This is a genomic window from Sphingomonas sp. AP28 (assembly GCF_056680455.1).
Window position 1 is genome coordinate 4057635 of sequence record NZ_CM155283.1, and the last position, 12613, is coordinate 4070247.

At 65.2% G+C, this 12613-nt stretch carries 12 protein-coding genes; 8 read left to right on the plus strand and 4 right to left on the minus strand.

Annotated elements, in window-relative coordinates; all coding sequences use genetic code 11:
* Positions 1-73: 73 nt before the first annotated feature.
* Together astD and AC1MH0_RS18860 are read right to left on the minus strand one after the other, a co-directional pair.
* Entirely contained in the window at positions 74-1486 is a 1413-nt protein-coding gene (gene astD / locus AC1MH0_RS18855; protein ID WP_480964029.1) for a succinylglutamate-semialdehyde dehydrogenase, read from the minus strand.
* Between the two features lie 35 nt (positions 1487-1521).
* On the minus strand, positions 1522-2883 hold the full coding sequence (locus AC1MH0_RS18860; RefSeq protein WP_480964030.1) for a protein adenylyltransferase SelO family protein: 1362 nt from the start codon (positions 2881-2883) through the stop codon (positions 1522-1524).
* A gap of 37 nt (positions 2884-2920) precedes the next feature.
* On the opposite strand from AC1MH0_RS18860, the gene AC1MH0_RS18865 reads away from it, so the two are divergent.
* The 7 genes from AC1MH0_RS18865 to AC1MH0_RS18895 all read left to right on the plus strand — a co-directional run bounded on the left by AC1MH0_RS18865 (position 2921) and on the right by AC1MH0_RS18895 (position 10408).
* Positions 2921-3802: an alpha/beta fold hydrolase gene (locus AC1MH0_RS18865; RefSeq protein WP_480964031.1), complete on the plus strand. Its 882-nt coding sequence runs from the start codon at positions 2921-2923 to the stop codon at positions 3800-3802.
* 59 nt (positions 3803-3861) lie between these two features.
* Positions 3862-4620, plus strand: coding sequence for an SDR family oxidoreductase (locus tag AC1MH0_RS18870; protein ID WP_480964032.1), 759 nt, complete (start codon positions 3862-3864; stop codon positions 4618-4620).
* A 116-nt stretch (positions 4621-4736) separates the two neighbouring features.
* On the plus strand, positions 4737-5846 hold the full coding sequence (locus AC1MH0_RS18875) for a glycoside hydrolase family 130 protein (RefSeq protein WP_480964033.1): 1110 nt from the start codon (positions 4737-4739) through the stop codon (positions 5844-5846).
* 554 nt (positions 5847-6400) lie between these two features.
* On the plus strand, positions 6401-7537 hold the full coding sequence (locus tag AC1MH0_RS18880) for a glycosyltransferase (RefSeq protein WP_480964034.1): 1137 nt from the start codon (positions 6401-6403) through the stop codon (positions 7535-7537).
* A 69-nt stretch (positions 7538-7606) separates the two neighbouring features.
* Positions 7607-9010: an NAD(P)H-dependent flavin oxidoreductase gene (locus tag AC1MH0_RS18885; RefSeq protein ID WP_056063082.1), complete on the plus strand. Its 1404-nt coding sequence runs from the start codon at positions 7607-7609 to the stop codon at positions 9008-9010.
* A 346-nt stretch (positions 9011-9356) separates the two neighbouring features.
* Positions 9357-9995 (plus strand): LysE family translocator, encoded by a 639-nt coding sequence (locus AC1MH0_RS18890; RefSeq protein ID WP_480964035.1) that lies wholly within the window; start codon positions 9357-9359, stop codon positions 9993-9995.
* Positions 9996-10162: 167 nt separating this feature from the next.
* The gene (locus AC1MH0_RS18895) at positions 10163-10408 is read left to right on the plus strand and encodes a hypothetical protein (protein ID WP_480964036.1); all 246 of its coding nucleotides are present in this window, start codon (positions 10163-10165) and stop codon (positions 10406-10408) included.
* A gap of 200 nt (positions 10409-10608) precedes the next feature.
* Here the strand turns inward: AC1MH0_RS18895 and AC1MH0_RS18900 are convergent, their stop codons facing one another.
* On the minus strand, positions 10609-10800 hold the full coding sequence (locus tag AC1MH0_RS18900; protein WP_093399163.1) for a hypothetical protein: 192 nt from the start codon (positions 10798-10800) through the stop codon (positions 10609-10611).
* Between the two features lie 90 nt (positions 10801-10890).
* The gene (locus tag AC1MH0_RS18905; RefSeq protein WP_480964037.1) at positions 10891-11889 is read right to left on the minus strand and encodes a 2-hydroxyacid dehydrogenase; all 999 of its coding nucleotides are present in this window, start codon (positions 11887-11889) and stop codon (positions 10891-10893) included.
* Between the two features lie 103 nt (positions 11890-11992).
* Between AC1MH0_RS18905 and AC1MH0_RS18910 the strand changes: the two genes are divergently transcribed.
* Positions 11993-12493 carry an SH3 domain-containing protein gene (locus AC1MH0_RS18910; protein WP_480964038.1) on the plus strand — a complete coding sequence of 167 codons (501 nt, stop codon included), beginning with the start codon at positions 11993-11995 and terminating at the stop codon, positions 12491-12493.
* Positions 12494-12613 lie beyond the last annotated feature (120 nt).

A 12613-nucleotide genomic window follows, 5' to 3' on the forward strand; every position in this document is an offset into this window, starting at 1 on the left:
AAGTCGTCTCTTACCGCCCCCTCTGTTTGGCAAGGGCCAGCCACCTCCCCCTGGCGGGGGAGGATCGAAGGTCTCAGCCGTCGGCTAGGCCGATCCCGATCGACGCACGCGCGCTTTCGGATTCGCTGCTGACGACCGGGTAGGCGCAGTAATCAGCGGCGTAATAGGCGCTCGGACGGTGGTTGCCCGACCAGCCGATCCCGCCGAACGGCGCGCCGCTCGAGGCGCCGTTGGTCGGCTTGTTCCAGTTGACGATGCCGGCGCGGATGTTCGCCCAGAAGCGGTCGTAGAGCGCGGGCGTCTGGCTGATCAGCGAGGCGGACAGGCCGTAGCGGGTGTTGTTGGCCTCGGCGATCGCGGCGTCGAAATCGTCGACGCGGACGACTTGCAGGATCGGGCCGAACAGCTCGATATCGGGGCGGTCGGCGATATCGGTGACGTCGATCAGCGCGGGTTTCAGGAACGGCAGGTCCGCGACCGGGCGTTCGAGATGGCGGATCGGGCGGCCGCCGCGCGTGAGCAGTTCGACAAAGCTCTCGCTGAGTTGCTCGGCGGCTTCGTTGTCGATCACCGGGCCCATGAACGGGGCGGGGTTGGCGTGCGGTTCGCCGACGATGATCCGGCCGACCATCTTGTCGACGGTCGCGATCAGCGGGTCGTAGAGCTTGGTGTCGACGATCAGCCGACGCGCCGCGGTGCACCGCTGGCCGGCGGTGGTGAAGGCCGACTGGATGATAAGGATTGCGGCGGTGTGAAGGTCCGGTGTGTCCCAGACGACGATCGGGTTGTTGCCGCCCATCTCGAGCGCAAGAATCTTCTCGGGCTTGTCGGCGAACGCGCGATTGAGCGCGAGGCCGGTGCGCGCCGAGCCGGTGAACAGCAGCCCGTCGATATCGGGGTGCGCGGCGAGCGCCTTACCCTCGTTGGGGCCGCCGATGACTAAACGAATGCACTCGGGCGGTACGCCGGCGGCGCGGAAGCATTCGACCAGAAACGCACCGACCGCCGGGGTCTTTTCCGACGGCTTGAAGACGACCGCGTTGCCCGCGATCAGCGCGGGGACGATGTGGCCGTTGGGCAGATGCGCGGGGAAATTATACGGCCCGAGCACCGCCAGCACGCCGTGCGGCTTGTGGCGGACGGCGATCCGCGAGCCCATCGTCGCTTCGAGGCGGCGCTGCGCGGTGCGATCGGCATAGGCGCTGACCGAGATGTCGACCTTGGCGATGACCGTCTCGACCTCGCCGCGCGCTTCCCAGATCGGCTTGCCGGTTTCGCGCGCGATCAGGTCGGTGAACGCGTCGTTGCGCTGGCGGACGATGTTCGCGAAACGCCGCATCGTCTCGATCCGGAAGGCGAGTGGTTTCGACGCCCAGCTCGACCACCCGGCACGCGCGCAGGCGACTTCGGCATCGACGTCGCCGACCGGATGGCGCCAGAGGATAGCGCCGGTGGCCGGTTCGTGGGAGATGATCTCTTCGGACATGGCGTGCTCTTGCCCCAAATCGGGTTTGATTCTAATTAATCGGCTAGTGCCTGGCTCATCCTGCGGATCACGGCCAGTTTTGCATTTAGTGCTGTCCAGTCATCGTGTTCGGCGATCGGGGCCCAAATCGCTTCGACCTCGTCGATGAGCATGCTGCAGGGCTCGCCCGACCAATACGGGTGCGAGCGGTCTTTCCGGGGTTCGTAGGACGCGAGTGCGGCGCGGACTTCGGTCCAGGGTTCGTCGTAGGTGCCGGGCAACTCCCCACCGAACGCGTCGAAGAAGAACCGGTCGATCCCGACGCCGGAGGTGCGGAGCGCACGTTCGGTGGCCTGGACGAGGTCGCGGTCGGTATCGGGATCGCGCGGGCAAACGCCGAGGCGCCAGAGGATCGCCTGCGTGACCTCGGGTTGGTAGCGCGGACCGAACTGGTCGAGCGCCGCCACCAGCGGGTCGCTCTCGGCGATCTGGCGCAGGGCGACCGCTAGCTGCATCACGTCCCAGTGGATCGCCTCGGGCTGACGGCCGAACGCGTAGAGCCCCTGGTGGTCGAAATAGGCGGCGGTGAGGGCCGGGTCCCAGGTCGGGGCGAACCGCCACGGGCCGTAGTCGAAGCTCTCGCCGGTGACGTTGATGTTGTCCGAATTGAGCACGCCGTGGACGAAGCCTGCCGCCATATAGCGTGCGGCGAGGCGGGCGGTGCGGCCGACGACGAGGTCGAGCAGGCGGACCGGATCCTCGCTGTCCTCGTCGTAGAGGTTGCGCAGCGCATAGCCGACGAGCTTGCGCAATCCCGCTTCGTCGCGTTCGTAGGCGAGGCGCTGGAAGCTGCCGATTCGGACGTGGCTGTGGTTGAGGCGGACGAGGACCGCCGAGCGCGTCGGGCTAGGCTCATCGCCACGTTGAAGTTCTTCGCCGGTCTCGATCAGCGACAGCGTGCGCGAGGTGGGGACGTTCAGCGCTTCGAGCATCTCCGTCGCGAGGATCTCGCGGACACCGCCCTTGAGCGTGAGGCGGCCGTCACCGGCGCGGCTCCACGGGGTCTGGCCCGATCCCTTGGTGCCGAGGTCCATCAACCGGCCAAGGTCATCCCGCATCTGCGCAAAGGTAAAGCCGCGACCGTCGCCAAGATCGGGGTTATAGTTGCGGAACTGGTGGCCGTGGTAGCGGAGCGCGAACGGCTGGGGCAGCGTGCCGGGGAGGGGCTCGAACCGGCCGAAATGGCGCGTCCATTCGTCGTCGGTGAGCGTGTCGACTCCAATTTGCGCGGCGGCGCGATCGTTGCGGAAACGGGTACGCGTCTCGGGGAAGTCGGCGGGCGCGACGGGATCAAAGAAGCCATCGCCGAGGTCGAGGAGCTTTGCTTCGGGGCGATAGGCTTGCGGGGAGATAGGCATGCGGCGATATGGTGGCCGCTACCCGAAGGACGCAACCATGGCCGCTTACGAAAACCTCTATTGGTGGTCCAACGACGGGCTGAGACTCCACGCGAGGGACTATCCGGGCGGCGCAGAAGGCCAGCCACCGATCATTTGCATGGCGGGGCTGACGCGTAATGCGCGCGATTTCGATGCGCTGGCAGCGAGGCTCGCGGGGCGCTGGCGGCTGATCGCGGTCGATTTTCGCGGGCGGGGCGAGAGCGCCTACGCGAAGGACCCGATGTCCTATGTCCCGCTGACCTACGTGCAGGACGTCGAGGCGTTGCTGACCGACCAAGGTATCGATCGGTATATCGCGTTCGGCACGTCGCTCGGCGGAATCGTGACGATGCTGATGGCGGGCCCTTCACGCGGCCGGATGATGGCGGCGTTGCTCAACGACGTCGGCCCGGAGATCGATGCGCAGGGGCTGTCGCGAATCCGCGGCTATGTCGGCAAGGCGAGCGTTTTCCCGACCTGGATGCATGCAGCACGCTGCGTTTCGGAGAACAACGCCGACGTTTATCCCGACTGGCAGATCGAGGACTGGTTGGCGATGGCCAAGCGGCTGTACCGGCTCAACAGTTCTGGGCGGATCGTGCTCGACTATGATCTGAAGATCGCCGAGCCGTTCCGCGTGCCGGGGAACGAGGCGGGGCCTGACATGTGGCAAGCGCTGGGCTCGCTCCGCGACGTGCCGACGCTGATTGTCCGGGGCGGGCGCTCCGACCTGCTCTCGGCGGCGACGGCGGAGCGGATGGCGGCATCGCTCGATCAGGCGGAACTGGTGACGGTGCCGGGCGTCGGCCACGCGCCGACATTGAGCGAGACGATGCTGCAGGAGCCGATCGACCGGTTGCTGGCGCGCGCGCTTGAGGGGGCGGCGATCCGCGCTTAGGGACATCCGGCTGGGACTGCGCGTTTGGCGTCGACCTTACTGACAAGCCGGGAAACTCGATGACCGAACGCGCCGACCTCCACACGACTGCCCGCCCGCTGAAGGGCCGTCGCGCGATCATTACCGGGGGCACGACCGGGATCGGCCGGGCGATCGCGGTCATGCTCGCGGCGAACGGCGCCAAGGTTTACGTCTGTGGGCGCGACGAGCGCTATCTGCAGGACGCGCTCGCGCACATCCGCCAGGTCGGCGAAGGTGACGGGATGATCACCGAACTGGCCGATCCCGATAAGGTCCGCGCGTTCTTCGACGCGGGCGAGGCGTATCTCGGCGGGTTCGACATCACCGTCATCAACGCCGCGGTAGCGGCCGGTGGCCTGACGCAGATGAGCGAGGACGAGCTCCGCTATGCGATCGCGGTCGACTTTACCGCCTATCTGCTCAGCGCGCATCATGCCGCAAACCGGATGACGACGATCGGCGACATGGTCATCATCGGCTCGCTCAGCGCGCATATCCTTGGGCCAAGCTCAACGGTGTATGCCGGGATCAAGTCGGGCATCGCGGGGTTTTCGGAGGCGTTGCGGCGCGAACTAGGACCGAAGGGGATCCGGGTTTCGCTGGTCGAGCCGGGCAAGGTTGGGTCGGACATGCAGTATCCGGACGTGCCCGACGACAAGCAGCGTCAGATGATCGAGGCGGAGCAGATGCTGCGCGGCGAGGACATCGCGGCGGGGGTCGAGTTCCTGCTTACACAGCCGACGCGATCGGTAATCCAGCAGATAGTGATTGTCCCCCGGGCGCTTGAGGGGGAATGATCTTCCCTTCTAGTTCTCCCGCGAAGGCTGGAACCCAGGATACCATAGGGCGGCATTCATGACCCTGGGCCCCCGCTTTCGCGGGGGAACATGGCATACTCACCAAGGAGAATAGCATGTTCGACCAGCTCGTCTTCACCCCTGCCGACATCGACCTGTCGCGCTCGCCGCTGGCGGGGAAGGTCGGTGCCGAAACCTATGTGCTCGGTGCGTTCAATCCGGGGATGACGCGGCTGGCGAACGGCAATCTGTTGCTGATGGTGCGCGTCGCCGAGGCGCTGCGGCAGCCGATCAAGAACGGCAACGTCCACGCGATCCGCTGGCAGGACGGCGCATACCTGCTCGATGCGTGGCCATTGCAGATGGTCGATACCAAGGATCCGCGTAAATTCCTGATCCCCGGGGGCGGGTGGAAGGTGATGGCGCTGACGTCGCTGTCATGGCTGCTCCCGGTCGAACTCGATGCCGAGGGGCGCACGGTGGTCGCGGTGCATTACGACAAGGCGATCGCGCCGCGCACCTCGTACCAATGCTACGGCGTCGAGGATGCGCGGATCTCGAAGGTCGGTGACCGCTACCTGATGACCACATGCTCCGTAAGTCCGGAACGCCATTCGACGACGCTGTACTCGTCCGACGACGCGCTCGACTGGCAGCTCGAGGGGATCGTGCTCGATCACCAGAACAAGGACATGCTGATCTTCGAAGGGCTGATCGACGGGCAATATTGGGCACAGACGCGGCCGCTCGGCGACCTGTATTTCGCGTATCCGCCGGGCAGCGAATGGCGTGCAGGACCGTCGATCAACTTGTCGCGCTCGCCCGACGCGCTGCACTGGAAGCCGCACGACAAGCCCGGTATCCGGCCGCACGCCGCCACCGTCTCGACGGCGCGAATGGGGGGTGGCTCGCCGCCGATACTGACCGATCGCGGCTGGCTGACGCTATGGCACGGTGTCGAGCCATCGGGCGTGGTCGGGATCTACCGGACGTACTGGTCGATCCTCGACAAGGACGACCCCGCGATCACCGTCGCGACCGAGCATACGGCGCTGCTGGAACCAAACCCCACGCTGACCGAGCCGTTGAAGGACAGCATGTACCTGGACAATGTCGTCTTCACGACCGGGATCGCGGATGCAGGCGACTTCTACGTCGTCGCAAGCGGCGAGGCTGATCTGGCGTGCCGGATCACGCATATCGGCAAGGACGTGTTCGCGGCGTGAAAAAGGCCGGTCGACGCACGTGTTTGCGCGTCGACCGGCCCTCTCGGTTCAACAGAAGCCGAACGTCTGCTGCACGATGGTTCTGCCGGCGATCGATACGCTGACCTTGATCCCGGTAGGCACGCCCCACGTCGTGCCGAAGACGAGCTTTCCGCCAGAGGAAATATCCGTATCCTGATTTATGACGGACAGTTTAACTGCCGAGGCATCTTCACGCGCTCTTTCGAGGATGCTATCAATCGCTTTGGTATTGAAATCTCAATTAGCCATGACCAGTATACTTACTGAGTTATTTTCCTGGGACTAACGAATATGCATGGAGACTAGGCAAAGATTGAGGATCTTGATCCGTATCGATAGTGTCAAAGTCCGAAACGAATTCATTCGATGAAGGTGCTTGATCTTGTCACGACGAATAGAGGTCGATTTCGTGAAGCGGTCGACAAAGGTCATAGTCGCGCGACAACTCGATGACGATCTAGCGCCGGACACTCAGACCTGAGGGACGGATGACACCCTTGAAAGACAAGGGAGAAATCGGCATCCCCCGCGGCATGGCCACTCCCGTGAACATTCTCCACCTCCACTCCTCGTTCGATCTCGGCGGCAAGGAGGCGCGGGCGGTCCGGTTGATGAATGCGTTCGGGGATCGCGCGAAACATACCATCGTGTCGGGCGTGCCAGACGCCTTGAGTGCGCGGGACTCGATCGCAAAGGGGGTGCGCTACGAGATCGCCCAGAACCCGCCGCCGCTGACGGGCAAGCCTTCGGTCAAGCGCTACGAGGCGATCGCGCAGTATATGCGGCGGTTCGATCTCGTGCTGACGTATAATTGGGGTGCGATCGACGGGGCGATGGCGCGGCGCGCGTTCGCGAAGGGTTCGCCGCCGCTGGTGCATCACGAGGATGGCTTCAACGCGGACGAGGCTAGCGGGCTCAAGATCGAGCGCAACATCTATCGGCGGCTGGCGCTGGGCGCTGCGCATGCGTTGGCGGTGCCGTCCGAGGTGCTCGAAGGCATCGCGCTGAAGACCTGGAAGCAGCCGCGCGACCGCGTGCACCGGATCGTCAACGGGATCGGCACCGCCTATTATGCGCAGAAGCCCGAGCCGAAGGCGATCCCGGGGTTCACGCCCAACGCCAAGGAAGTCGTGATCGGCGCGCTTGCGGGTCTGCGCGAGGTGAAGGACCTTACCGCCCTCGTTCGCGCGGTCGGCGGCGTGTCGGGTCGCATACGTCTCGTGATCGTCGGCGAAGGGCCGGAGCGCGCGAACATTATCCAGGCCGCCGCCGCGATGGGGATGGCGGACAAATTGGTGCTGCCGGGATTCTTGGATCGCCCCTACCGCTACATCGGCCATTTCGACATGCTCGCGGTGTCGTCGCGGAGCGAGCAGTTTCCGATCTCGGTGGTCGAGGCGATGGCTGCGGGCTTGCCGATCGCAAGCTATCCGGTTGGCGACATCACGCGGATGGTCTCGCCCGAAAATTTGCCGTTCGTGACCGAGATCGCCAACGAGGTTCGGTTGCGCGATGCGTTGCAGGCGCTGGTCGCCGATCCCGCCTTGCGCGCCTCGGTCGGTGCCGCGAACCAGGCCAAGGCGCGGGCAGAATTCGACGAAGAGGTTATGATCGCTCGCTATCGCGCGCTGTACGAAGATGCCCTGAACCGTCCGGGTGCGCTAACCTAGGTCGTAATATTGCTCGCGCGCTGCGTCCTTGCGATATAGGGGGCCGTATTTTCCGGGAGAGGTGACGTCGTGTTCAAGGGCCTGAAGCCTATCGTCTATAACGGTCGGGAAGTCTGGCCTCTGGTTGAGGGCGGCAAGGGCGTTGCCGCGACCAACCACGCGTCGGCCGGCGCCTGGGCTGCAGCCGGGGGCATCGGCACGGTCTCGGCAGTGAACGCCGACAGCTACGATCCCGAGGGCAAGATCATCCCGCAGGTCTATGCGGCGTTGACGCGACGCGACCGCCACGAGGAACTCGTCCAGTACGCGATCGAGGGCGCGGTCCAACAAGTCGAGCGGGCGTACGAGATCGCCGACGGCAAGGGCGCGATCAACATCAACGTGTTGTGGGAAATGGGCGGCGCGCAGCGGATCCTGCACGGTGTTCTCGAACGCACGCGCGGCAAGGTCGCTGGCGTTACCTGCGGTGCAGGCATGCCGTACAAGCTGTCCGAGATCACCGCGTCCTACGGCGTCAGCTACCTGCCGATCGTCAGCTCCGGTCGCGCCTTCCGCGCTCTGTGGAAGCGGGCGTATTCGAAGGCGGCCGAGTGGCTTGCTGCGGTGGTGTACGAGGATCCGTGGCTCGCGGGCGGGCATAACGGCCTGTCGAATGCCGAGGACCCGTTGAAGCCGCAGGACCCGTATCCGCGCGTGAAGGAACTGCGCGACGTGATGCGCGAAGGCGGCATCTCGGACGACGTGCCGATCGTGATGGCGGGCGGCGTCTGGTATCTGCGCGACTGGAACGACTGGATCGACAACCCCGAGCTCGGCACGATCGCCTTCCAGTTCGGCACGCGGCCCTTGCTGACGCGCGAGAGCCCGATCCCGCAGGGCTGGAAGGACGCGTTGACGCAGATCGAGGAAGGCGACGTGCTGCTGCACAAATTCTCGCCGACCGGATTCTATTCGTCCGCCGTGCGCAACCCGTTCCTGCGCTCGCTGGAGGCTCGCTCCGAACGCCAGATCGCATTCTCGACGCAGGAGGCTGGCGACCATGTGTTCCAGCTCGACGTGGGGGTGAAGGGCAAGAACTTCTGGGTCACGCGCAACGACCTGCTGCGCGCGCGGCAGTGGTTCGGCGAGGGCTATACCGACGCGCTCAAGACGCCCGACAACACGCTGGTGTTCGTCAGCCCGACGGAAAAGGGCATGATCCGCAAGGACCAGGCCGACTGCATGGGCTGCCTGTCGCAATGCTCGTTCTCGAGCTGGGCGGATACCGAGACCAACTCGACCGGACGCCTCGCCGATCCGCGCAGCTTCTGCATCCAGAAGACGCTGCAGGACATCGCGCATGGCGGCGACATCGACCAGAACCTGATGTTCGCAGGCCATGCGGCGTATAACTTCAAGAAGGACCCGTTCTACTCGAACGGCTTCGTGCCGAGCGTCGGTCAGTTGGTCGATCGGATTTTGACGGGCGATTGAGCCCTTTCCATCACGCCGCACCTTTCGGTCCGGCATCCTCGATACTGGCCGACCGAGGGCTCTGGATCACGATTCCGCGGGTGCCAAAGTAGGTCGGGTAAGTATTCAGATCGATTAAAGCGCCTCCCCGGCGGAGGCCGGGGTCCAGTTGGAAAGGTCGCGGTAACGGAGCGCTGCATCACGTAGCAGCGTCTCCCAACTGGACCCCGGCCTCCGCCGGGGAGGTGCGGCGGCGGCCGACACCGTCAAGACCGACAGTTTGAGTTTGCTGAGGTCCTGAGCCAAAGCTTCGGAATTGCCGACGATTCGCTTTCCTTCCCGGTGGGATCAGCAGGTAAGAACAACAATGACGCTACACGCCTGGTGGTTGTTCGTAGTCGCGGTGTTCCTATTATGCGGGACGCCAGGACCCAACATGCTGCACGTCATGACGCGCAGCATCGCCTTTGGCGCGCGGCGCAGCGTTGCGGCGATGGCGGGGTGCCTGACCGCACTGGTGCTTGTGCTGGCGGCGTCCGCGGCGGGCGTATCCGCGTTGCTCGCGGCCTGGCCGAGAGTGTTCGACGCGCTGCGCTATGCCGGCGTCGCGTACCTCATATTCCTGGGGATCAAGGCGTGGCGCGGGGCGGGGTCTCTGATCGACGTCGGCGACGATACGGCGCCGGTGGCACTCCCCCCGACGGTATCGGCGCGACGCCTGTTTCGCGGCGGGTTCGTAATCGGGATCAGCAATCCGAAACTGCTGCTGTTCGCCGCCGCGTTCCTGCCGCAGTTCGTCGACCGCGCTTCACCGCAGGCGCCGCAGTTCGCGATCCTGGTGGTGACTTTCGCCTTGGTCGAGAGCTTCTGGTACGGCGTGTATGCAGCCGGTGGGCGGACGCTCGCGCGCTATCTGACACGCCCGGCGTTGCGGTGCACGTTCGATCGCGTAACGGGTGCGATCTTCGTCGGGTTCGGTCTCGCTTTGCTGCGGGTGCGAGCATAGCGAAAGCGTGCCGCGCCATTGCCGTTCGGGGCGATAGCGCGCATAGCCGAGCCATCGCGGCGCTTCGTACGGGCAGGCTGCGACTGAGAGATGCTTTGCGCTCCCGCTCCGAGCCGGGAATGCCGCATGACGATCTCCTCTACCCTCGCGCCATCAGGGACCGCATCGTGACGACCAGCACCGACACGGTCGTGCCGATCTCGCGCGCGGTGAACGTCAGCGTCGAACAGCCTCAGGTCGTTGCGATGTGCAAAAAGCATGACGCGATCATCAGCGCCATCGAGACGCTGCCATCAGGTGGCACGCGCGTCGTGCTGATGAACAGTGCCGATGCCGCGAAGATCATCAAGGCGTTTGGGTCGAAAGTGCTGACCGGGAACGTCGCGCGAACGCACTGGATGCGCGCGGTCTAGAGTCCGTTGTAATCCTCCCCCGCCAGGGGGAGGTGGCAGATACTTACCTGACGGAGGGGGAGGACACGGAACCGACGTTTCGCGTGCCTCCCCCTTCGTCACCTTCAGCGCCACCTCCCCTTGGCGGGGGAGAATTACCTGGCAAACGAAACAAGGGCGGACTGTATAGACGCCGCCATTTTGCGTGGTGTCCGGCCCGATCAGTCGGCGACGGTGCCGACGACCGCGCCACCAGCGCCACCAACGGCCGCACCCTTTTCGACGCTACCACCGGTCGCGGCGGCGACGCCTGCGCCACCGGCTGCACCGATGCCGGCGCCCTTGAGCGTCGAGCACGCGCTCATGGAGACGGCGGATGCGACCAGCAGGGCGGAAACGGCAAACTTCTTCATCTTGGATACTCCTGTCTCTCCGGGGGTATCCAACAAATGCTGCATCGCGGCATCGGTTCCGAACTATTGATGCAGATTGTGTTGGCGGGATCAGATCCAGCCGTCGAGCACTTGGTCCGGCGGACGGTGGCCATCGGCCCACATCCGGATATTCTGGATCACGCGCTCGCCCGATGCCATCCGGCCTTCGAGCGTGGCGGACCCCATATGCGGGAGCATCACGACGTTGGGCAACGCGAGCAGGCGCGGATCGATCACCGGCTCGTGCGCCCAGACATCGAGCCCCGCGCCGGCCAGCCGTCCGGTCTCCAGCGCCTCGACCAGCGCCACCTCGTCGACGATCCCGCCACGCGCCGCGTTGATGAGGTACACATGCGGGCGCATAAGCGCGATCCGGCGGGCATCGATCAGGTTGCGGCTGTCCGGGTTCAGCGGCGTGTGGATCGTGACGATGTCGACCGCCCCGAGCATGTCGTCGAGCGATGCATGAAAGGTGGCGGCCAGCTGCGCCTCGCGGACCGCGGGCAGGCGGGTGCGGTTATGATAATGGATCGTCAGCCCGAACGCGCGCGCCCTGAGCGCGACCGCCTGGCCGATCCGACCCATCCCGACAATCCCGAGTGCCTTGCCGCCGATCCGGTGGCCGAGCATCCCGCCCGGGCTCCAGCCATTCCACTGGCCCGACCGCACCAGCTTCTCCCCCTCGGCCAAGCGGCGCGGCACCGACAGGATCAGCGCCATCGTCATGTCGGCGGTGTCCTCGGTGAGCACTCCCGGCGTGTTCGTCACGATAATCCCGCGCGCGCGCGCCGCCTTCAGGTCGATGTGGTTCACGCCGGCACCGTAGTTCGCGATCAGCTTCAGCCGGTCGCCCGCGCCTGCAATGAGCGCCGCGTCGATATCGTCGGTCACGGTCGGCACAAACACGTCGCAATCGGCCATTGCCGCGGCGAGCTGGTCGCGGTCGAGCTTCACATCGGCGCGGTTGTTCTGCGTGTCGAACAGCGCCTCCATCCGATCCATCAGCGTATCGGCCAGCTCGCGGGTGACGACGACCTTGGGGTTCGGACAGCGGCGTGTGTCGATCATGCGACCGGCTTGGCGAAGGCGCTCGTGCCCGTCAACGTCGCGACGTCAACTTCGGTTGAGGAAAGTGGCTCGTCGCGATAGGAGTTCGGCTCGCCATTAGGACATGACCATGCGCATTCTCGCCGCCGCGCTTTCTGCTCTTGTTGCCGCCGCGCTGGTGCCCGACCCGGTGGCGGCTGCCGACGCTACGAAGAAGAGCGTGCCCTATTACGCGTCGATCTCGGCGTCGCGCGCGCGGATGCGAACCGGACCGGCACGGACCTATCCCGCAAGCTGGCTGTATCAGCGCCAGGATTTGCCGATCAAGGTGGTCGCGATCTTCAAGGAATGGCGCAAGGTCGCCGATCCCGACGGGACCGAGGGGTGGATGCAGGCGAACTTGCTGAGCGGTACGCGGACTGCGATCGTGCATGGCGGTGGGCCGGTGGAGCTGCGGGAGAAGCCCAATGCGGGGAGCCGGCTGCTGTGGCGCGCGGCGCCGGGGGTGGTCGGGCGGCTGAGCCGGTGCGGCAATGGCTGGTGCCGGATGGATGTGAAGGGGCAGGCGGGATTCGTGCAGATCGGTGGTCTCTGGGGTGTCGAGGCTGGCGAGGTCTTGCCGTAAGGGTTGAGAGGGCTGTTTTATCGGCGGCGTCGCGTGATGCGGAAGCCGACCCACCCCCACCCCCAGCCCCTCCCTTTCAGGGAGGGGGGTAAGAAGGGAAGGGTGGTCGGGTTTCGGTAG

Bases quoted from the DNA above. Each gene is read 5' to 3' on its own strand.
- astD (WP_480964029.1), bottom strand. From the start codon at position 1,486: ATGTCCGAAGAGATCATCTCCCACGAACCGGCCACCGGCGCTATCCTC.
- AC1MH0_RS18860 (WP_480964030.1), bottom strand. From the start codon at position 2,883: ATGCCTATCTCCCCGCAAGCCTATCGCCCCGAAGCAAAGCTCCTCGAC.
- AC1MH0_RS18865 (WP_480964031.1), top strand. From the start codon at position 2,921: ATGGCCGCTTACGAAAACCTCTATTGGTGGTCCAACGACGGGCTGAGA.
- AC1MH0_RS18870 (WP_480964032.1), top strand. From the start codon at position 3,862: ATGACCGAACGCGCCGACCTCCACACGACTGCCCGCCCGCTGAAGGGC.
- AC1MH0_RS18875 (WP_480964033.1), top strand. From the start codon at position 4,737: ATGTTCGACCAGCTCGTCTTCACCCCTGCCGACATCGACCTGTCGCGC.
- AC1MH0_RS18880 (WP_480964034.1), top strand. From the start codon at position 6,401: ATGGCCACTCCCGTGAACATTCTCCACCTCCACTCCTCGTTCGATCTC.
- AC1MH0_RS18890 (WP_480964035.1), top strand. From the start codon at position 9,357: ATGACGCTACACGCCTGGTGGTTGTTCGTAGTCGCGGTGTTCCTATTA.
- AC1MH0_RS18900 (WP_093399163.1), bottom strand. From the start codon at position 10,800: ATGAAGAAGTTTGCCGTTTCCGCCCTGCTGGTCGCATCCGCCGTCTCC.
- AC1MH0_RS18905 (WP_480964037.1), bottom strand. From the start codon at position 11,889: ATGATCGACACACGCCGCTGTCCGAACCCCAAGGTCGTCGTCACCCGC.
- AC1MH0_RS18910 (WP_480964038.1), top strand. From the start codon at position 11,993: ATGACCATGCGCATTCTCGCCGCCGCGCTTTCTGCTCTTGTTGCCGCC.